Source organism: Nocardioides soli (assembly GCF_014191495.1).
In the GTDB taxonomy this organism is placed as follows: Bacteria; Actinomycetota; Actinomycetes; order Propionibacteriales; family Nocardioidaceae; genus Nocardioides; species Nocardioides soli.
Genome location: NZ_JACHWR010000001.1, coordinates 2,064,983 through 2,085,924 on the forward strand (window position 1 = coordinate 2,064,983; position 20,942 = coordinate 2,085,924).

The window sequence follows — 20,942 nt, forward strand, 5'->3', positions numbered from 1 at the left end:
TCTCTCAACGGGTGCGCTCAGCGGCGCCGGTCGGTCTTGGGTGCGAAGTAGGTGCCGATGATGCGCGCGACGAGGTTGAGCACCATCACGATGACGATCAGCACGAGCGCGGCGCCCCACGCCCGGGCGTAGCCCGGCGGGTCGCCCTCCATGCCCACCGGCACCACGCCGGGCGAGCTGTACTGACTGAAGATGTAGACCGGCAGCGTCATCATCCGGCCGTCGAAGAGGTTGAAGTTCACCGAGTCGGTCGCGCCGGCGACCACGAGCAGCGGCGCGGTCTCGCCGATCACCCGCGAGATCGCGAGCACGACGCCGGTGATGATGCCGCCCAGCGCGGTCGGGAGCACCACCTTGACGATCGTGCGCCACTTCGGGATGCCGAGGGCGTACGACGCCTCGCGCAGGTCGTTCGGCACCAGCCGCAGCATCTCCTCGGCGGATCGCACCACGGTCGGGATCATCAGCAGCGACAGGGCCACGGCGCCGCCGAAGCCGATCCGGATCGCCGGGCCGAAGATCAGCACGAAGAGCGAGAGCGCGAAGAGGCCGGCGACGATCGACGGGATGCCGGTCATCACGTCGACCAGGAACGTCGTCGCGCGGGCCAGCCGCTTGCCGCGGCCGTACTCCACGAGGTAGATCGCGGTGAAGAGGCCGATCGGCACGGAGATGACGGTCGCCGCGAGCGTGACCAGGATCGTGCCCCACAGCGCGTGGTAGATGCCGCCGCCGGAGCCGACGACGTTGCGCATGTCGTAGGTGAGGAACTCGCGGTCGATGGCGGAGAGGCCGTGGTCGACGACCATCCAGATCAGCCAGACCAGCGGGACCAGGACGACCGCGAAGGCGGCCCACACCAGGGCCGTCGCGAACCGGTCGGCCGCCGCGCGGCGGCCCTCGACGAGCAGCGACCAGGTCGGCAGGCCGGCGACCATCAGCAGGATGGCGAGCACCAGGCCGCCGACGAGGCTCCACCCGGTCAGCAGCGTGACCAGGCCGGCGAGGCCGAGCGAGATCACGCCGACCAGGACCACCGCCCACCGCGGCAGGCGGGGCTGGGCGAGGTTCGCGCTGATCGCGAAGGTGTCCGGCTCGAGGGGGGTCGTGGTGCTCATCGCGCGACGTTCCTCTCGCTGCGGCCGATCACCCATCGCGCGGCGAAGTTGACCGCGAAGGTGACGGCGAAGAGCACCAGACCGGTCGCGATCAGCAGCGCCTGCTTGTCCGGCGTCGCCTCCTTGTAGTTGGAGGCGATGTTGGAGGCGATCGTCGCGGGGTTGGTGTCGGAGATCAGGTTCAGCGTGACCACGGGGCTCGCCGAGAGCACCATCGCGACCGCCATCGTCTCGCCGAGCGCGCGTCCCAGGCCCAGCATCACCGCGGAGATCACTCCGGAGCGGGCGTAGGGGAAGACCGCGAGCCGGATCATCTCCCAGCGGGTCGCGCCCAGGGCCATCGCGGCCTCCTCGTGCAGCCGCGGCGTCTGGGCGAACACCTCCCGCGAGATCGCGGTGGTGATCGGGACGATCATGATCGCCAGCACGATGCCCGCGGTCAGCATGGTGCGGCCGGTCACCGAGGGCGGGCCGGCGAAGAACGGGAGGAAGCCGAGGTTCTCGTAGAGCCAGTCCATGACCGGGCGGATCGCCGACGCCAGGGCGAGTCCGCCCCACAGGCCGTAGACGACGCTGGGCACCGCCGCGAGCAGGTCGATCACGTAGGCGACCGGCGCCGCGATCCGCGGTGGTGCGTAGTGGGAGATGAAGAGCGCGACGCCGATCGAGAACGGCACCGCGATGATCAGCGCGACGACCGCCGCGAGGATGGTGCCGAAGACGAGCGGCCCGACGTACGACCAGAAGTCCTCCGCGGGCGCGTAGATGTGCGCGGGTGCGCTGAGCCCCGGGAGCCCCTCGATCGCGAGAAACACGAAGACGCCGGCAAGGGCCAGCATGATCGTGAGGGCGGCGACCCGCGCGGCGCCGGCGAAGATCCGGTCGCCCGGCCGGACCACGGCCTTGGCCGGCCGTGGCTGGGGCGGTGCGGTGACGGACACGGGGCTCCTGTTCTCCATGGGGTTGTGTCACGAGCGTGTGGCGGCCCGGGCCCGGGCCGCCACACGTCCGGTCGGACTACTTCGCGGAGATCGCGCCGACGATGCCGGCGGCCCGCTCGGCCAGGCTGGCCTCGAGCGGCGCGGCTCCGGCCTGCTCCGCGGCGGCCTGCTGGCCCTCGTCCGACACGATGTAGGACAGGAAGCCCTTCACCAGGTCGGCCTCGGCGGCGTCGTCGTAGGTCTGGCAGGCGATCAGGTACGACGCGAGCAGCACCGGGTAGGCACCGGACTCGGTCGTGGTGCGGTCGATGTCCATCGCCATGTCGACGTCCGCGCGGCCCTCGACCGGCGTCGAGACGGCCAGCGCCTTCGCGGCACCCTCGGCGGACGGTGCGACGAACTCCTTGCCGACCTGGACCGACACCAGGCCGAGCCCGCCGGCCTGGCTCTCGTCGGCGTACCCGATCGTGCCCTCACCGCCCTTGACGGCCGCGACCATGCCGGAGGTGCCCTCGGCCGCCTCGCCGCCCTTGATCGGCCAGACGCCGTCGGGGTCGTGCGACCAGGCGCCGTCGCCGGCCTTGCTCAGGTAGTCGGTGAAGTTGTCGGTGGTGCCGGAGTCGTCGGAGCGGTGCACCGGGCTGATCTTGGTGCCCGGGAGGTCCACGCCGTCGTTGAGCGCGGCGATCGCCGGGTCGTCCCAGGTGGTGATCTTGCCGTCGAAGATCTGCGCGAGGGTCTTGGCGTCCAGGTTGAGCGAGTCGATGCCCGGCAGGTTGAAGACGATCGCGATCGCGCTGACGTACGCCGGCACCTCGATCGCGTCCTCGCCGCCGCACCGCTCCGCGGCCGCGCTGAGCTGGCCCTCGTCGTCGTCGAGGTAGGAGTCGGACCCGGCGAAGGAGAACGCCTTGCTGATGAAGTTCTCCCGGCCGGTGCCCGAGCCGACGGCGTCGTAGGTGATGGTCACGTCGGGGTTGGCGGACTGGAAGCCGGCGCGCCACGCCGTCTGGGCCGACTCCTGAGAGCTGGCGCCGCCCCCCGCGAGCTCGCCGCTGAGGCTGGCGCCGGCGCTTGCGCTGTCAGTGCTGCCGCCGTTGTCGCCGCTGTCATCGTTCGCGGCGCCGCAGCCGGTGAGGGCGAGCGCCAGGGCGGCGATGCCGGGGACGACCGCCCGGCGGATGGAAGTGCGAATCACTTCGAAGCTCCTGTCTTTTCTTCTCTGACAGCAGCGAAGTTAGGCAGCCGAGGTGGACGGTTCCGGGGCCGTCGGTGAACGACCGGTGAACTCAAGTCGCCCAGTCGGAGACCGGCAGCCGCTCCCGGGACGGCGAACGCGTGAACAAGCCCCGAAGCGGTTGACGTCAGCCGATCCGGTGCACTTCGGTTGCGGTCACCGTGCCCTGGCGCAGATGGACCACGAGCATCGCCGCGGGCTCGAGCTTCGCCTCCGGCAGACCGAGAGAATCGAGCACCGACGGCAGCACCGGCCGGTGGGTGCAGAGCACCGCGGACTCGTCCGCCGCGGCCAGGGCGTCGACGATCGCGAGCACCGACTCGGCGGTCGCGTCCTCCTCGCTCAGCCCGTCCTCGGACTCCAGCCGCCACCCGGTCGTGGCGGCGTACGGCGCCACGGTGTCCACGCAGCGCGTGCTGCTCGACGTGACGACCCGGGTCACGTCGTACGCCGCGAGCACCGGCACCAGCTGCTCCGCCTGGACGTGTCCCTCCTGCGCCAGCGGGCGCAGCCGGTCCTCGCCGTCCCACTCCTTGCGCGAGCGCGCCTCGCTGTGGCGGAGCACGACCAGCGCGTGGGTCCGGCGGTGCCGCGGCCGCGCCTCCTTCAGGGTCGCCCGGTCGTACTCGTAGCTGAGCCGGTCCATCGCCTCGTCGTAGGGCACCCACTCGACGGCGTCGATCTCGTCGTTGGGGCGGTACGACGAGACGTCGCCGCTCCCGACCACGCGACCGACCCAGTAGGACACCTGCTTGGTGCGGCCGCCGCTGACGGGGTAGCGCTGGGGCGAGAGCGGCGGCCCGAGGCGGACGTGCAGCCCGGTCTCCTCCGCGACCTCCCGGACCGCGGCCGCCGCGACGTGCTCACCCTCGTCGAGCTTGCCCTTGGGGAACGACCAGTCGTCGTACCGGGGTCGGTGCACGAGCAGCACCTGCTTGCCCGAACGGAAGACCACGGCACCGGCGGCGAGCACGTCCTTCGTGGCCATGCCGCTAGTGTCACATCACCCGGCCCCGGATGAGGAGTGGCCCCGTGCCGAGACGTGTGACGACGGTGGTCGTCGTCGTGCTCGCCGTGGCCCTGCTCGCCGCAGCCGCCGTCGGCACCGTGCGGTGGTGGCGCGACCGTGGCCGCACGACGTTCGAGCGGGCCGCGGCGTACGCCCCGGCCGACGCCGAGCGGCTCTCGTGGACCGACTGGGCCGCGGTCCGCGAACGGCTGGGCTCCGGCGTCGACGCCGACTCCTCCGCCGCGGACGTGCGGACGTTCCTCGACGACGCCTTCGACGACGACCTGACCTCGGCCTCCGCCCTGGTGCAGTCCGCTCCGGTGCTCCAGACCCGCTTCGGGTTCTCGCCGGCCAGCGCCGAGTGGGAGCTGTTCAGCCAGTCGAGCCGGGGCGCGGTCGTGATCGTGCGGCTGCCGGAGCGCGCCGACGTGGAGGCGGTGGCCGACCACCTCGACCAGAGCGGGTTCGAGGCGCCCGCGGCGGACGACGGCGTCTGGACGGGCGGTGAGACCCTGCTGCCCGGGATCGGCGCCGACCTCACCCCGGAGCTCCAGTACGTCGCGCTCGACGCCGACGAGCGGCTGGTGCTGACCAGCGACCGGGCCGACTACCTCGAGCAGGTGGTGGCCGACCTCGGCGACGGCGGGGCGAGCGCGGCGCTGCGGGAGGTCGTCGCGGCCTCCGGAGAGCCGCTGTCCGCCGCGGCGTACGACGGCGACCGGGCGTGCCGGGCGCTCGCGATGGGCCAGGCCGATGCCGGCGACCGGGCGACCGCCGAACGACTCCTCGCCGAGGCCGGCGACGTCGACCCGGTGACGGCGTTCGCGATGTCGGTGCAGCCCGGCGGCGGCGTCCGGGTGGTGATGGGGTTCGCCGACCACGACCGGGCCGAGGTCAACGCGGACACGCGGGCGAGGCTGGCCGCCGGCCCGGCACCGGGCCAGGGCGGGGACTTCGCGGACCGGTTCGCGGTGCGCTCAGCGACCGCCGACGGCGCCCTGGTCACGCTGGAGCTCGCGCCCCGCGCCGGCTCCTACGTCTTCTCCGACCTCTCGAACGGGCCGGTGCTGTTCGCCACCTGCTGAGCGCGGGTGGCGGGTGCCGCCGATGACGGTGGTTGAGGAGGTTGCGCTCGCAACCGTCTCGAAACCACCCGGGCGCGGCCAGACAGTGCGGTTTCGAGGCTCGGGCCTAGCGGCCCTCACACCTCAACCTCCGTGGAGGCGGTGGGTTTCGAGGCTCGGGCCTGGCGGCCCTCACACCTCAACCACCGTGGGTGGTGACGCTCACGACTTCACCAGGCGGCTGATCGCGTCGACGGCCTCGGTGATCTTCTCCTGGGCCTCGGCGTCGCTGGACCGCGCGGCGTCGATCACGCAGTGCGACAGGTGCTCCTCGACGAGCCCGATCGACACCGCCTGGAGCGCCTTGGTCATGGCCGAGACCTGGGTGAGGATGTCGATGCAGTACTGCTCCTCCTCGACCATGCGCTGCAGGCCGCGGGCCTGGCCCTCGATCCGGCGCAGGCGGCGGAGGTAGTCATCCTTGCGATGGATGTACCCGTGCTGGTGCTCGCTCATGACCACATGATACCCAGCAGGGGTATCGGGACCCAAGGGTCGCGATCAAGTCTCCCGACGCGGCCTGGGGACGACCCCGAGGATCCGGTCGATCTCCTCGGTCGACAGCCGGCTGTCGGTCTCGCTCGCCGCGATGATCAAGTTGGTCGTGAGCTCGACTTCGCCGAGGAGGTCGGAGTCCTCGAGGGAGATGTCGAACTGATCGTGCACCTCATCACTCCCCGCGCCTGTCGTCGTTGCTGACCTCCGCATAACGTCAAGCGTGCCCGACGGTCACGGCGAACAAACGCCACCGGCGAAATCTGACCCGTCCGGGCCATCGCGCCTGCTCCGAGTGGGCGACTCCAAATTGACGAGAGGCCCCACCCTCGCGGGTGGAGCCTCCTGTCGACGTCCGTGTGAACGGCGTCAGATCACAGCGGGCGAACGTTCTCCGCCTGCGGACCCTTCGGACCCTGGGTGACCTCGAACTCGACCTTCTGGTTCTCGTCGAGGGACTTGTAACCCTGGGTCTGAATGGCCGAGTAGTGGACGAAGACATCGTCGCCGCCGCCATCCTGCGCGATGAAGCCGAAGCCCTTCTCCGCGTTGAACCACTTCACAGTGCCCTGAGCCATCTGCTCGTTACTCCTCTGTCGGGGCGAGAGACCGCCACATCGACGGTCCCGCACCAGGTGCGGGTGACACGTCGCTCCGACTTCTCGTGAGTGGCAGGCCCACGAAAGAGGAAACGCCGTTGGCTCACAAACTCCGCGGGCGTCAGACCTGCTGGAACTTGCACCTGTTGCGTGGCACACGTTACCAATCCTCGATCCGGACGAAACCGCCTCGGGCGGGATTTCTCAACTCGCGGATGAAGGTCGCCCCACGGCGACGTGGCCGCCCGGGAAAGCGCCGCCGACCGGGACCGGAACGGCTACCAGAAACGGTCGACCCGGGGGGTGCTGGGGAAGATTGGGGTTTCATCGAGGGATGCAGGCGAGGCCGCACCTCCCGGGGCGAGCTCACCTGGGGAGGGGCAGCTCCGTCTTCATCCCGTGATGAAGCGTCGTCACGGGCGGGCGGACCCCACCGCGAGATCGGTGGAACGAGCGAACCCGGCGAAATAGAAACAAGCCGCGCTGGTGTCTCGGGTCACCAGCGCGGCTTGTGAGAACGACTGTAGCCACCCGGACGACACCGTCCAAGCGACTCGCAGTCGTCTTGCGGAAACCTTGCGATTGGGCGATTCGGGCGCCCGGCGAAGCCGGATCAGGGGCGTGCGGCGCGGCGGAAGTGCCGCACGTGGCGGGCCGCCGAGCGGCGGGACCCGCCCGGTCCGGGCGGCCGGAGTGGCCGTCCCGGACCGGGTCTGGTCCAGCCTCAGGCCCGGCCGGTCCGCCGGCTGCGCCACACGAGCGTCGCGCCGCCCGCGCACAGCACCGCGGCGAGCCCGAGGAGGCCGAGCGCGGGGCCGCCCAGGTTGGGCAGGATCCCGTCGTCCCCCGCGCCGGCGCCGGTGCCGGCGACATCGCCGTCCTCGCCGTCGCCCTTGTCGCCGCGGCCATCGAGGTTGCCGTCGACGGTGCCGTCGAAGGTGTTGACCACGGTCACCTCACGGTCCCGGTCGACGACGACCTTGCCGTCGGCCTTGCCGTCCTTCGGCTTGCCCTCCTGGAAGGTGACCGTCGCCGCCTTCGGCACGTCCACCTCCGTGATCGTGCACGTGGCGCCGAGCGGCACCTCGATCGTGCGGCTCCGGCCGTCACGGAGCTCGAACGCCGCGTCGCGGTCGCGGAGCTCGACCGGGCCGAGGTCGGTGGTGCAGGTGACCTCGAAGGAGTACGGCCCGGCCGGTCCGTCGACGACCTTCTTCGTCACGACGAGCTCGGCGGCGTCGAACCGGTTGTCGATCCCGATCGTGCCCGGCTGGGTGCCGAGCACCAGCGGTGCCGCGGGACCGGCGTGGTCGACGACCGACGCGGTCGCGCCGCCCTGGTCCGTCTCGACCGCCCAGCACTCCGCGCCGACCGGCAGGTCCGGAACCGTCACCGGCTTGCCGGCGGCGATCGTGAACGGCGCGTCCGTGAGGATCGGGGTCTTGACCCCGCCCTGCGGCAGCACGCACGTCACGGCGACCTGGAACTCCCGCCCGGCGGCGTACCGCGCGGCGTCGCCCGTGACGACCTTGTCGAGCACCACGGAGGTCAGGTCGAACGTGTTGACGACCTTGATCTCCAGGTCCTGGAGGTCGCTGGGAGTCCCCGGCAGCACGGTCACGCCCGTGTCGAAGGACCCGGCGCTCACCGTGTGGCCGCTCGCACCGCCGGTCCCGGTCTCCACCGCCCAGCAGCGAGCGCCGGCCGGCAGAAGGAGCGGGTCGCCCGCCTGGTCGCGCACCTGGATGCGCTCACCGCCGCGGATCGCGAGGGTGCCGGAGTAGAGCACGTTCGTCGGGGCGCCGATGGCGCAGGTCACGGCCACGTCGAACACCGCACCGGTGGCGTACGACGCGGTCGCGCCCGCCCCGGCGAGGGCCTTGCTCAGCGCGATGGTGCCGGCCGAGAACTCGTTGGTGAACGTGGCCCGGACCGTGTTGTCGTCGGCGTTCTCGACGATGGTCACCGTCACCGGCGCCGGCGTGGCGTCGGCGCCGCCGGCGTCGGTCTCCGTGACCGTGCACTCGGCGCCGATCGGGAGCAGCAGCGGGACGTCCGCGACCAGCTCCGGCTCACCGGCCGGGCGCGGCACCGTGACCGTCACCGGGGCGATGGCCTCGCCCTGGAACGTGCACGCCACCTCGTACTCGAACGGGCCCTTCGGCAGCTTCTCACCGGTGCCGGTGATCCGCTTCAGGATCTGCAGGTGGCCCTGGTCGAAGGTGTTGGTGACGGTCAGCGACAGCGTCCCGGTGGCGCCGGCGGTGACCAGCAGACCGGCCGACGGATCCACGTCGGAGGAGGTCGCGCCGCCGTCGTCCAGCTCGGTGGCGGTGCAGGTCGAGCCGACGGGCGCGTCGAGCGTCTCGCTGTCGTCGCCGACCAGATCGACGGTCACGGGGAACCCGGTGGCCGTCACGCCGTCCATGGCGCAGGTGACCTCGATGGGATACGTCGTGTCCGCGCCGTACGCCTTGGCGTCACCCTCGACGAGCTTGGCGACCTCGATCTCCGCGAGCGGGTAGCTGTTGGTGACCGTGACGCTCGCCGCCGGGGCCGGGTCGGACCCGAGCTGCGGGTCGATCGTGACGACCGCGGGGTCGTCCTCGGGGTAGTTGGTGACACCCCCGTAGGCGTCGGCCTCCCACACCTCGCAGGTCGCGCCGCCGGGCAGCCCGGTGACCTCGTCGGACTCACCCGGTCGCAGCGTGAGCGTGCCCGACGCGACGACCTGGGCCGGGTTGCCGATCGGCTCGATCTCGCAGGAGTAGTCGATTTCGAACTCCCGGTCGTCCACCGGCAGGTCGCCGGGGTTGGCCAGCAGCTCCTTCTCGACGTGCAGCGTGCCGTACGCCGTCGCGACGCCGACCTGGATCGGCTCCGTCGGCGGCAGCACCCGGGTGCTGCCGTTCGCGCGCTTGGTGGTCTCGGCGTGCCCGAAGGAGTTCCACGCGATCGTCGGGTCGGCGACCTGCGCGACCTCGAGCGGGGTGTTCATCGAGAACGAGATGCTCACCCCGGCCCCCGGCGCCAGCGGCGTGCCCCAGTGGACCCGCATCTGGGCCGCGACCACGTCGGCGCTGAAGTCGTCGGCCCACATCTCCGGACCGCACGCGTTCGTCATCGAGAGGTCGGCCGTGCAGACCCCCGCCTCGCTGTCGGCGTAGGTCGTGGTCAGCGCGCCGCTGCCGACGAGCACGGGCTCGGTGGCCAGCCGCGGACGGTTGTCCCACTGGGTGCCGCGGTCGGTGCCGCTGAGCACGACGCCCTTGTCGCCCTGCACCGGGAACCGGTCGATGATGCGCATGTCGGTGGCCGGCTCGGTGCCGGCGTTCACCATGCGGAGCAGGTAGTCGTAGCGGTCGCCCGGGTTGACCAGCGCGACGCACGGGTATGCCGTGTAGGTCCGGCCGCCCTCGGTCAGCGAGGGGCAGACCGAGGCACCGACGGCCACCGGCTCGTGGTTGCGGTTGTCCCACCAGCCGAGCGCGTCGTTGCCCGCGACCCACTTGCGGGCCTCGAAGGCCGCGCCGGCCTTGGTGGTGACCGCCGCCGAGTCGGTGCACCAGGTACCGGTACCGAAGGTGCCGTCGGTCGAGGTGCCGGTGCCGGCCGCGCAGGCCAGGTCGTCGGCCGACGAGGAGGCACCCATCCGGTTGGTGTTGACCAGGCCCTCGGTCACGCCGGGGGCGAGCCGCACCTGGATCTCGATCGCGAACCTCGCACCGGGCCGCATCACCCAGTCGCCGAACGACCAGTGCAGCTCGGAGATCCGGCCGGCGTCGCTCGTCGTGGTGAACGTCGGCGTCGGCGGGTCCTCGGTGCCGGCGGGCACCTGCACGTCGACGATCCGGTACCCGACGCCGGACTGGTAGCTCTCGTCGAAGGTCAGGCCCGCGGGCAGCAGGTCGGTGACGACCACGTTCGGCAGGTCGGCCGTGCCGGAGTTGGTCACCTCGAGACGGAAGGGTGCGTTCTCACCGGGGGCGATGGCGCTGTTCGGCGTCTTCTCGACGTCGAGCTGCGGGTCGCCCTCGACCAGGTCGAGGGTGGCCTCGACCGGGTCGATCGGGGCGAGCGTGCCCGGGGTCTGCAGCCGTGTCTCGTAGCCGGCGGTCGCGCTGTTGTCGAGCTCGGCCGGCGGCATGGCCTCGGCGTCCGAGCGCAGCGTGCTGCGCGGGTGCACGTCGAGCACCACGGCACCCGTGCAGTTCGTCGGCGTCGGCGTGCCCTCGCAGGGACGCAGGGAGTAGCCGCCGTCGGAGTTCGTGAACGTCAGCCGCACGCCGATGACGTCGCCGGCCGCGACGCCGGCCGGGAGGGCGTAGCCGCTCGAGACCGGCGTGCCGGTCACCCAACCGCCGTCGGTCAGCGCGTCGACCTGGAGCCGGTTGGCGCCGATCGGGTAGGTCACGGAGCGCACCTGCCCGAAGTTGACGGCGTCGAAGAAGTCGGCGTCCGCATCGGTGATCTGGAGCCGCTTCGCGCTCATGTTGCCGGTGTTGGCGACGGTCAGACGTACCTGCGCGGTCTGCTGCGGGACGCCGGGGATCGGCGCCGGCAGCTGACCGGGCGAGATCGACTTGTTGAGCACCGCGCCGCTCGCGGCCGGGGCGGTGGTCACCTCGGCCGAGCAGACCGCGGGACCGGTCCAGCCGACCGCACCGGCGGCGAAGCAGTTGCTCAGCGTGACGCCGTCTGGCACGCCCGCGCGGCGCTCCGTGACCAGGTCGACGAAGACCCGCTTGGTCGGGGTGAGCTCACCGTCGACGAGGGCGCGGACGCCGGTGGCCCGGGCCAGCAGGGCCGTGTTGCCGGCGGCGTACGGGACCCAGGTGTCCGCGTCGGGGTCGAAGACCTCGAGGTCGACGTCCGGCGTGCCGGCGTCCTTGCGGACGGCGGCGGAGACCAGCGACAGCACGGTGAACGGGTTGTCGGTGGTGCGCGGCTTGCCGGCGCCGTCGGTCGGCGGGTCGTTGAGGACCGGGTCGACGAGCGGGACGTTGCCGTTGTTGGTCAGCGTCAGCGTGAACGGGATCGGCTGGCCCGGGGGCACGGAGGTCTGGCCGACCGACTTCACGCCGCTGCCGCCGGCGGAGCGGGCCTCGACGGGCAGCGACGCGCAGGCGTTGCCGGACGTGGTGCCGGTGCTGTCGGAGGTGTCCGCCTGGGCGCGGTACGCCGCGCAGTTGACGACGCCCGGCGACGTGCCGTTGGGCAGGTCGTCGTTGGTGACATCGTCGTTGAGCGTGCCGTGCACGTCGAGGTACGCCGTGGCGCCGATCGCGATCGAGGGCTTCCCGTCGCCGTCGACACCGGTGTAGACGACCTCGATGCTCTTCACGCGGGTGCCGGTCCGGCTGATGTCGACGGTGGCGGTGGCGGAGAGGTCCTGCTCGAGGTCGGCGCTGCCGTCGTCGTACTTCACGACCAGGTGCGCGGTCGTGGCACCGGTCGGGAAGCGCAGCCGCACCTTCGTCAGGTCGAGCTTGTCGAACTCCGACGTCGCGGCTCCGGCGTCGGGCTCCGTGATCCGGATGTGCCGGAGCGGGAAGGCCGAGTCATTGCGCACGGACACGGTCGCGGAGACCGGGGAGTCCTCGCCGACCACGGCGTACTCGCCGGTGTCGCGGGTGAAGTTGCCGTTGGTGTCGGCGAAGAAGGACTTCTGGGTGTGCACGAGCACGGTGTCGGGCAGCACGTCGAAGGGCGCGCACACCGAGGCGCCGCTGGTCAGGGTGTCGGTCTCGTCGACGGCGCCGGGCACGGCGCAGTTGCTCACGGTGAGCTTGGTCGTCGGCGTGAGGTCGTCGCCGCTGGAGCGCAGGGTGTCGCGGAGCGCGAGGCCGAGGCGGACCTGGCCGCCGGTCGCGTCGTACGGCAGCGGGTCGCCGGAGCTGTCGGTGAAGACCACGCGGACCCCGGTGACGGCACCTGCCGTCACGCCGCCGGGCAGGGCGAGCGCGCCGGCGGCCGAGGCGACCGCGCCGGCCGACCAGTCGGACTCGGCGGCGCAGCTCGAGCCGGCGGCGGTGCACACCAGCAGCTGGGCGCGGTCCGCACCGGCCGGGAAGGAGAGGAGCTCGACGCCGGTGAGGTCGAAGTGCTCGTACGTCGCCGGCGTCACGTCGGTGACCCGCAGCTCGGCGACGCTCACCGAGCTCGACGAGGCGTTGCGCACGCCGAGGGTGACGGTGGTCTGCTCGCCGCTGCCGGCGATGGCCGAGCCGTCGGCCCAGGTCTTCGTCGCGACCGGCTTGACCTCGCGCGGCACCGAGACCGGGAGCACGTTCTCGTCGAAGTCCTCGGGCGCGTTGTCGGCGACGGTGGTCGCCCGGTTGGTGATCTCCGCGCCGTCGAGCATCGTGGTGTTGGCGGGCAGGCGCATGCCGATGTCGAAGGCCCGGGTGGCGCCGTCGTTGAGGCCGATCGCGCCGACCGGCTCCTGCAGCGGCTCGATGAAGCGGACCGTCAGGGTGCGCGTCGGCGCGTCGTAGTCGACCTCACGGGTCTCGGTCGACGGGGGCAGCGAGGTGACATCCAGCCCCGGGGGCAGCACGTCGGTCACCGTCTGGTTGACGCAGCCGGTCGTCAGGCCGGAGCACCGAACGGTCAGCGTGTAGGTGAACTGCGCACCCGGGGTCACCGTCGACCCGTCGAGGCTGCTCTCCTTGGTGATACCGACCTGTGACTGCGCGGGCGCCGCGTCGGCCACCCCGATCGGTCCGGTCGTCATCACCGCCAGCGCCATCGCGGCCGCTGCGAGCACTCTGGTCGCGAGTGTCCTCCGTCGCCGGGTCTTGCCCATCCCTGTTCCCCACATCCGTGTCGCCGTAGCCTTCCGAGCGTCGGACGCAAGGGTCCGACCGCTGCTAGAGACCCCTGATCTACGGGTTCCTTACGGCTTCCGCACACCCGGGAGCATGCGGTCTAGACCGTCACTGTCGAACCCGCGAACGAGCGGGTGAACCAGTGGGTGAATCCCGCCCTCCTGTGGTCCGATCGGGGGCAAGCACCCTCGTCGAGGGGGATGCTGACGGAGGCTGTGTCCACGTCACGGCGCCGTGGCGTAGATGACCCCGACACCAGGCGCCATGAGGAGATCGACCCCGATGACCGCGTTCTTGGAACGTGAGTCCGCCAGTGACCTCGACCTGATCTCCGCTGCTCGGAGCGGAGACGACGAGGCCGTGGCGGAGCTCTACGTGCGGCACCACGACGCGGCGGCCCGGTATGCCCGTGGACTGGCCGATCCCACGACCGCGGAGGATCTGGTCGCCGAGGCGTTCGCCAAGCTGCTGGAGAGCATCCGGGCCGGGGGTGGCCCGTCCGTGGCGTTCCGTCCCTACCTGCTCCGGACGGTCCACAACGTCTACGTGAACCACGTGCGCCGCGACAGCCGGCACGCCTGGGTCGAGGACGCCGACGAGCTCGACGCCCCGCTGCCCGACGCGACGGAGCAGCGCCAGGAGTCCGTGGTCCTCGCGAACGCCTTCGCGGCACTGCCCGAACGGTGGCAGGCCGTGCTGTGGCACACGGCCGTCGAGGGCGAGGACCACGAGACGGTCGGGCGGCTGCTCGGGCTAAAGGCGAACGCGGTCGCGGCCCTGGCCTTCCGGTCCCGCGAGGGCCTGCGGAGCGCCTACCTCGAGGCGCACCTGGGCGCCGTGCGCGACGAGGCCTGCCGGCCCTTCCGGGACCAGCTCGCGCCGTACGTGCGCGGTCGGGTGCGCGGTCGGCGGCGGCAACGACTCGAGGAGCATCTCGCCGGATGCCCCGACTGCACGGCGGGCTTCCTCGAGCTCAACGCGCTCGGCACCGACCTGGGTGCCGTGCTCGCCCCGGCCCTGCTGGGGGCATCGGCGGCGGCGTACGTCGGGACCACGGCCGGTGCGGGCACCGGCGTCGGCGTCGGGCTGTTCGGGGGCCGCGGCCTGCGCACGTCGCTGGCCGTGGCCGGTGCGGTGGCCGCCGTGGCCGCCCTCGCGGGCATCGGCTTCGCGCTGCTCGCGCAGGGCGACGAGCCGGACGACACGATCTCCGCCGGCCCGCCCGGGCAGAGCGCGGGCACCGTCCCGGCTCCGGAGGCCAGCGCCCCGTCCGCCTCGCCGACGTCCGCGTCGGCCGAGTCGACGATCACCTTCCCGCCCCCGGCGGAGGCGACCGCCCCCGCGCTGGTGCCCACCCGCACCCCGGCGCCGTCGACCCGCCCGGACCCGAGGCCGACCTCGGAGCCCAGCACGACACCGAGCCCGACCGCCAGGCCGAGCTCGAGCCCGACGCCGACCGCCACGCCGACGTCGCCCCCCGTCGTGCCGCCCGCCCTGGAGCCGAGCGAGACCCCGACGGAGACGCCCAAGGAGACGCCGACCGAGACCCCGACGGAGACGCCCCCGGTCGACCCGAAGACCCAGGAGGACCTGGCGATCGGCTCCGGCTCGCACACCTACTACGGCCCGCACCACCACGTGCAGATGTCGGTCGCGGCGCTGCTGGATCCCACCGTCATCACGCTCCGCGTGCACCGCCTCGAGAGCTTCTGGGTGCACGACGAGTCGTCGTACCTGCCGATGGCGGAGCCGGACTCGCCGTGCGTGCAGCGGCACATCGACGGTGACCTCTCGGAGCTGACCTGCCGGATCTCGGTCTCACCGCCACGGCAGGGCATCTTCGCGATCGACCTCGTCGTCGCCGGCGAGCTCGACGTCGTCGCCCGGGTCTCGGCCGCCGACAACGCCGACCCGAATCCGGACAACGACGAGCTCGAGTTCCGGAGCTGACGCTGGTCCAGTCCAGTCGGCAGGGTTCACCGAACGCCGTAAGCAACGGCGCGCTCGCGGGTCCTTCTCGGGCCGGCGCCGCACCGTCCCCACGGCGGCGTCGGCCGCTTGACGTGCAGGAGGACAGGCAGCCGTGGAAGCAGAGGACAACCGGGCCGTGCAGGAGATCATCGAGTCGCTGGAGCCGGGAGAGCGGGCGGCCGTCTTCGCGCTGTGGGCCGACGAGCTCGGCCGCGGCTGGGTCCCGAAGCGCACCGATCTCGAGGCCGCGCTCCACGTCGTCCGCAGCAGACGGCCATGAGCCTGCACGACCGGATCGACGAGCAGATCGAGGAGCTGAGCCGGGGCCGGCTGGCCTTCGACGTCCGTGAGCGGCGGCTGACCGGGCGGGGTGCCGACGGCGACGTGGCGCACGAGCTCGAGATCTCCGAGGTCGAGCTCCGCGGGCTGCTCCAGCGGCTTCTCCTCGACGCCCCGCAGCCGCTGGACGACGAGCCGCTCACCGTCGCCGTACGTCTGCTGCTCGACCACCTCGACGAGCGGCTCTGACCCTGGATACCCGGCGTCAGTCGAGCAGGCCGATCCGGCTCGCCTTCCGCACCGCCTCGGTGCGATCTCGGACCTGCAGCTTGCGGTAGAGCGAGGCGACCTGGGTCTTGACGGTGTTGCGGGAGACGAAGAGCTCCCGGCCGACCTGCTCCAGCGACAGCCCGCGGGCGAGCGCCTCCAGCACGGCGAGCTCGCGCGGCGAGATGGCCGGCAGCTCGTCGACGAGGTCGTACGGCGCACGGACCCCGGCCTCGCGCAGCAGGACCATGACCTGCCCCAATCCGGACACCGCGCGCCGGTGCCGCTCCAGCAGGGACGTCGGCACGTGCGCGAACGGGAGCACCATGCGGTCGCGCCGCGCGGCGTAGAGCGCTCGCGCAAGGGCGTCCTCGGCCCCCGCGGCCGACCCGTCGAGGCACCAGGCACGCAGCACCAGCGCCTCGATCTCCAACGCGGTCGTCGGCATCCCGGCCGCCGCGACGGCGTCGAGTACCTCGAGCGCCTGGTCCGGCTTGCCGGCCACCCTCTCCAGGCGGGCCCGCGCGAGCAGGGCGGGCACCGATCCGGGGTCGGCCTCGGCGAGCAGCCGGTCGGCGACCGCGGTGCGCCCGAGCGAGATGCACAGGTCGACCTCGGCGGCGTCGAGCAGGCCCTGGAGCCACGGAGTCTCCGGCCGTCGTAGCGCTGCCTCCCGCAGCGCGGCGAGCTCGGCGCGCAGCCGACTGCGGCCGCTCCAGAGCAGCGCGTGCTCGGCCTCGAGCCAGGCGACGAACGGCCAGAGGTCGTCGTTCACGACGCCCCCCGCCCACAGCCGGTCCAGCGCGTCCCTGGTCCGCGGTCGGTCCAGGACGTGCAACGCGTCGAACGCGAGCGCGATGCGGCCCGCGACGCCGACCGGATCGTGGCGGTGCAGCCACTGCCTCGTCGCGTCCCGGTCACCGCTCGCGGCCGCGCTCAGGACGCGCTCCTCCGCCGCCTCGTCGGCGATCAGCAGCACGCGGCTCGCGGCGCCGAACTCACCCGACATCAGCCGGGCACGACCGGCCTCGAGTGCCGCGCGGCGTACCGGCGGCGACCCGTCCGCGACCCCGGGCGACCCGAGGACGGCCTCCACCCGGTTCGCGAGATCGAGGGCGGACTCGTGCTCCCCCCGACGCCGGTCGCGGACCAGCAGCAGCGTCAGCAGCGCCAGGACCTCGGGGTCCCCGGCCCGGTCGACGAGCTCGTCCATCGCGGCCGACCGCAGCTCGGTCTCCGCCAACCGGGCCGCGGGCGACAACGGGGTCGCGTCGTCGGGCAGCGCCGCCTGCCGGCCGATCTCGGCGGACGGATGCCCCCGCACCTCACTGGCCGGGACCTCGCGCAGGTCGGCGTCGGCGATCTCCCACCAGTGGTCCTCGACGACCTCGACCGCCAGCGCCCAGCAGCGGCCGGACACGGCCTGGTGGAGAGCCCGCTGGGGATCGCGCTCCCCCAGCCAGTACCGCGCGACCTGCTGATGCACCGCGGCCGCCGGTCCGAGCACGCGCTCGTCGTAGCGGCTGCCGAAGAAGTCGCGCAGCACCGGCGGGAGCCGCACCAACGGCTCGCCCTCGCTGACCAGCGGGTCGAGGATGCCGATGTCCTCCAGCGCGGCCCGGGCCACGTCGTCGAGCGGTCCCGTCGCAGCGAGCACGGCGCCGTACGTCGGCTGCTCGACCAGTGCGGTGCGGACCAGGGCGGCGAGCGCCGTCGGCGGCAGTGCGGGCTCGATGTTGGCGCCGACGAACCAGGCCACGTGGCGCGGCGACCAGGCGGTCACCCGCTGCTGCTCGAGATCGGGCAGCGACTCCAGGCCGGTGCGGACCAGGGCCGCCCAGCCGCCGACCGAGGCCCGGATCGCGTCCGCCTCGTCCTCCGGCAGGTCGAGGTCGAACTGCTGCGCGAGGGCCCGGACCTCCTCGACGGTGAACTGCAGGTCACCCAGCCCGACGACGCGCGTCTCGGTCTCGAGCAGGGCCTTCGCGACCGGGTCGAGGCGGCGCCGCAGGCAGAGCACCAGGTGCACCTCGCGGCAGTCGCGGACGATCTCGACCAGTTCGTCCCCGATGGCGGAGACGATCGGCTCGGCGTTGTTGACGACCAGCGCGAGCCGGCGCTCACGCGCCTGCAGGTCGCGCCGCAGCCGCCGGAGCGTCGCGGCGTCGTCGACGCCGGCCGGCACGCCGGCGTACCGCACCAGGGCCGCCACGACGTCGGCCGGGTCGTCGACCTCCCCGTCGAGCCAGATCACGTCGTGGCCCGCCGCACGGGCGTGCACCGACCACTGCACGGCCAGCACCGCCTTCCCCGCACCGGACGGCGCCAGGATCAGCGAGATCGGCGACCACTCGTCGAGCATGTCCAGCAGTCGCGGACGGACGAGGAAGTCGGCGTTCACCCTGGGTAGAGGCGTATCGGTCCTCGTCACGCCCCCATTCTGACCCGTGCCGATCGGCCGGGTGGTCGCGGTCGGCGGCTACTCGCGCGCGAGCATCGCCGCCGCCTCGAGCTCGAGGTCGAGGTAGCTCTCCTCGCTCACGTCGACGGCGACGCCGAGCAGCTCCCCACCCGTGAACGGGAACGGGTTCGTGTAGTGGCGACTCACCGCGTCGGCGCTGTCGAACCCGACGCAGAGCCCGTCGCCGCACAGCGTGAACTTGCCGACCTGGGCCCGCATCGGTCCCTCGGCGACCACCCGGTTGTCGACGTAGAGCCGGCAGGTGCCGATCGACTCGCCGTGCTCGCCGGCGCTCTCGCGGGTGAACTCCATCCCGAGCGAGTGCGGACCGGCGGTGAGCGGCTCGGAGACGAACTCCTGCTCGGGCGGGATGCCGAGGAAGTTGTAGACGTAGTGGAGCTTGTTCTCCTTGAGGAACAGCGCGTGGCCGCCGAACCGCGAGCCGTGCGCGAACAGCACTCCCTGGGCGCCGTCGTCGAGGCGCACGTCGGCGATGATCTTGAAGGACCGGCCGCGCACGCTGACGGCGACGCTCTCGGGCACCGCGCCGGTGTCGGGGTAGTAGACGTACCGGGTGCGCGGGGGCTCCGCCTGCGGGCGCTCGATCGTCAGCTGGTCGCGCGCCGAGCGGTCGTCGAGCGGCAGCACGTGGTTGCGCTCGGCCTCGGCGTTCCAGGCCTCGACGAGCTCCTGCAGCCGCTCCGGGTGGTCGGCGGCCACGTCGTTCGACTCCGAGCGGTCGGCGTCGACGTGGTAGAGCTCCCAGCGGTCCTCGTCGAACCGGCCGTGGCCGCTCAGCGGGGCGTGGATCGCGGACGCCTTCCAGCCGTCCTTCCAGATGCCGCGGGTGCCAAGCATGGCGTAGTACTGCACCTGCTTGCGGGTCGGCGCGTCGGGCGCGGCGTCGAAGCTGTAGCGCATCGACACACCGTCGAGCGGGCGCTGGGCCACGCCCCGGAACACCTCGGGCATCTCGAGGCCGATCACGTCGAGCATGGTCGCCACGATGTCCGTCGAGTGGTGGTACTGGTGCCGGATCTCGCCCCGGGCCTCGATCCCCTTCGGCCAGTGGATCACCATCGGGTCGCAGGTGCCGCCGGAGAACTGCGAGTAGCGCTTGAACATCTGGAACGGCGTCGAGAACGCCACCGCCCAGCCGGTCGGGTAGTGGTTGTAGGTCTCCGGCGAGCCCAGCACGTCGATCTTCGCGAGGTTCTCGGCGAGGTCGTCGGGGAAGCCGTTGAAGAACTTGTTCTCGTTGACCGAGCCGTCGGGCGAGCCCTCGCCCGACGCGCCGTTGTCGGCGCAGTAGAAGACCAGCGTGTTGTCGAGCTGGCCGGTCTCCTCGAGGTAGTCGACGATCCGGCCGATCTGCGCGTCGGTGTACTCGCTGAAACCGGCGAACACCTCGGCCATCCGGCTGAACAGGCGCTTCTCGTCTGCGGAGAGCGAGTCCCACGGCTTCACGTAGTCGGCGGGGTTGGCCTGGTCCTCGGGCATCGGGTTGAACGGCGTCAGCTCGGTGCCCGCGGGCATGATCCCGCGCTCGATCATCCGGGCGAGCATCCACTCGCGGTAGGCCTCGTAGCCGTCGTCGAAGACCCCCTGGTACTTGTCGATGTACTCCTGCGGCGCGTGATGCGGGGCGTGGTTGGCGCCCGGGCAGAACCACGTGAACCAGGGCTTCGACGGGTTCGACGACTGCTGGTCGCGGATCATCCGGATCGCCTGGTCGGCGAGGTCCTTCGAGAGGTGGTAGCCCTCCTCCGGCGAGTAGGGCTGCTCGATGAACCGGTTGTCCTCCACCAGGTCGGGGTACCAGTTGTTGGTCTCACCGCCGAGGAAGCCGTAGAACCGGTCGAAGCCCATCGCCAACGGCCACTGCGACTTGCTGCCGCCCGACGAGACGTCCTCCTCGGGCACGTTGTGGTTCTTGCCGATCCAGAACGTCGAGTAGCCGTTCTGCTGGAGCACCTGTCCGATCGTCGCGCACTCCTCGGGGATGCGCCCGCAGAGGCCGGGGAACCCGTTCGTGCCCTCCATGATGTTGCCCATGCCGTTCGCATGATGGTTGCGGCCGGTCAGGAACGTCGAGCGCGTGGGCGAGCAGAGCGCCGTGGTGTGCCACTGCGTGTAGGTGAGGCCGTTGGCGGCGAGCCGGTCCATGGTCGGCATGTTGATGCGCCCGCCGTACGGCGACCACGACGCCATGCCGGTGTCGTCGTACAGGATCACCAGGATGTTGGGGGCCCCCTCGGGCGCGCGCGTGAGCTCGTACGGCGACCAGTCCGCCACCGAGTCGCGCACGTCGAGGCTGACCTTCCCTGCGAAGTCCTTGCTCATCCCGTTGCCCATCCCGTTGCCCTCCCGCTTCCTCACCGTCGGCGTCCCGGTCGCCCGGACGCCTTCCAGCGTCGACCCGGCGTCGCGCCCCTGACACACCCGAATCGGGTGAGGAACGCGAGCCGGTCGGCCGCCGTTCCATGGCCCGATCGGGTACCGCAAACAGGGGAAGTCGGGTCCGGGTCGCACCGAACGGGACCCAACCGGCGCCGTCGGGCTCTACCGTCCTCGACATCCCGGACCCCACCGTGGGAGGACGTCGCGATGC

14 protein-coding genes are annotated in these 20,942 nt (G+C 72.0%); 4 read left to right on the forward strand and 10 right to left on the reverse strand.

Annotation, left to right across the window (positions count from 1 at the left end):
• Nucleotides 1–17: 17 nt before the first annotated feature.
• The 4 genes from pstA to FHU40_RS10240 form a co-directional block, all read right to left on the reverse strand.
• Nucleotides 18–1,118: a phosphate ABC transporter permease PstA gene (pstA, locus tag FHU40_RS10225; RefSeq protein WP_183592077.1), complete on the reverse strand. Its 1,101-nt coding sequence runs from the start codon at nt 1,116–1,118 to the stop codon at nt 18–20.
• Nucleotides 1,115–2,059, reverse strand: coding sequence for a phosphate ABC transporter permease subunit PstC (pstC, locus tag FHU40_RS10230; protein ID WP_252274781.1), 945 nt, complete (start codon nt 2,057–2,059; stop codon nt 1,115–1,117). The genes pstA and pstC overlap by 4 nt, the downstream gene beginning before the upstream one ends.
• A 76-nt stretch (nt 2,060–2,135) precedes the next feature.
• On the reverse strand, nt 2,136–3,257 hold the full coding sequence (gene pstS, locus FHU40_RS10235; RefSeq protein ID WP_183592079.1) for a phosphate ABC transporter substrate-binding protein PstS: 1,122 nt from the start codon (nt 3,255–3,257) through the stop codon (nt 2,136–2,138).
• 166 nt (nt 3,258–3,423) lie between these two features.
• On the reverse strand, nt 3,424–4,284 hold the full coding sequence (locus tag FHU40_RS10240; protein ID WP_183592080.1) for an NUDIX hydrolase: 861 nt from the start codon (nt 4,282–4,284) through the stop codon (nt 3,424–3,426).
• Between the two features lie 44 nt (nt 4,285–4,328).
• Between FHU40_RS10240 and FHU40_RS10245 the strand changes: the two genes are divergently transcribed.
• Nucleotides 4,329–5,390, forward strand: a complete 1,062-nt coding sequence (locus FHU40_RS10245; protein WP_183592081.1) for a hypothetical protein — start codon at nt 4,329–4,331, stop codon at nt 5,388–5,390.
• A gap of 201 nt (nt 5,391–5,591) precedes the next feature.
• Here the strand turns inward: FHU40_RS10245 and FHU40_RS10250 are convergent, their stop codons facing one another.
• From FHU40_RS10250 to FHU40_RS10265, 4 genes are all read right to left on the reverse strand, one after another.
• Nucleotides 5,592–5,885, reverse strand: coding sequence for a metal-sensitive transcriptional regulator (locus tag FHU40_RS10250; protein ID WP_183592082.1), 294 nt, complete (start codon nt 5,883–5,885; stop codon nt 5,592–5,594).
• Between the two features lie 45 nt (nt 5,886–5,930).
• Nucleotides 5,931–6,095, reverse strand: a complete 165-nt coding sequence (locus FHU40_RS10255) for a hypothetical protein (protein WP_183592083.1) — start codon at nt 6,093–6,095, stop codon at nt 5,931–5,933.
• 203 nt (nt 6,096–6,298) lie between these two features.
• Nucleotides 6,299–6,502, reverse strand: coding sequence for a cold-shock protein (locus tag FHU40_RS10260; protein ID WP_183592084.1), 204 nt, complete (start codon nt 6,500–6,502; stop codon nt 6,299–6,301).
• Between the two features lie 745 nt (nt 6,503–7,247).
• Nucleotides 7,248–13,292 (reverse strand): DUF5979 domain-containing protein, encoded by a 6,045-nt coding sequence (locus FHU40_RS10265; RefSeq protein ID WP_183592085.1) that lies wholly within the window; start codon nt 13,290–13,292, stop codon nt 7,248–7,250.
• 343 nt (nt 13,293–13,635) lie between these two features.
• Here FHU40_RS10265 and FHU40_RS10270 point away from each other — a divergent pair, with 343 nt between their 5' ends.
• The 3 genes from FHU40_RS10270 (at nt 13,636) to FHU40_RS10280 (ending at nt 15,852) form a co-directional block, all read left to right on the forward strand.
• Entirely contained in the window at nt 13,636–15,303 is a 1,668-nt protein-coding gene (locus FHU40_RS10270) for an RNA polymerase sigma factor (protein ID WP_183592086.1), read from the forward strand.
• 133 nt (nt 15,304–15,436) lie between these two features.
• Nucleotides 15,437–15,604, forward strand: a complete 168-nt coding sequence (locus FHU40_RS10275) for a hypothetical protein (protein WP_183592087.1) — start codon at nt 15,437–15,439, stop codon at nt 15,602–15,604.
• A complete protein-coding gene (locus FHU40_RS10280; RefSeq protein ID WP_183592088.1) occupies nt 15,601–15,852 on the forward strand; it encodes a hypothetical protein in 252 nt (83 codons plus the stop codon). Before FHU40_RS10275 ends, FHU40_RS10280 begins: the two co-directional genes overlap by 4 nt.
• 16 nt (nt 15,853–15,868) lie before the next feature.
• Here the strand turns inward: FHU40_RS10280 and FHU40_RS29445 are convergent, their stop codons facing one another.
• Together FHU40_RS29445 and FHU40_RS10290 are read right to left on the reverse strand one after the other, a co-directional pair.
• Complete coding sequence (locus FHU40_RS29445) at nt 15,869–18,301, reverse strand: LuxR C-terminal-related transcriptional regulator (protein ID WP_183592089.1); 2,433 nt, start codon at nt 18,299–18,301, stop codon at nt 15,869–15,871.
• A 48-nt stretch (nt 18,302–18,349) separates the two neighbouring features.
• Nucleotides 18,350–20,710 (reverse strand): arylsulfatase, encoded by a 2,361-nt coding sequence (locus FHU40_RS10290; RefSeq protein ID WP_343057811.1) that lies wholly within the window; start codon nt 20,708–20,710, stop codon nt 18,350–18,352.
• Nucleotides 20,711–20,942: the final 232 nt, after the last annotated feature.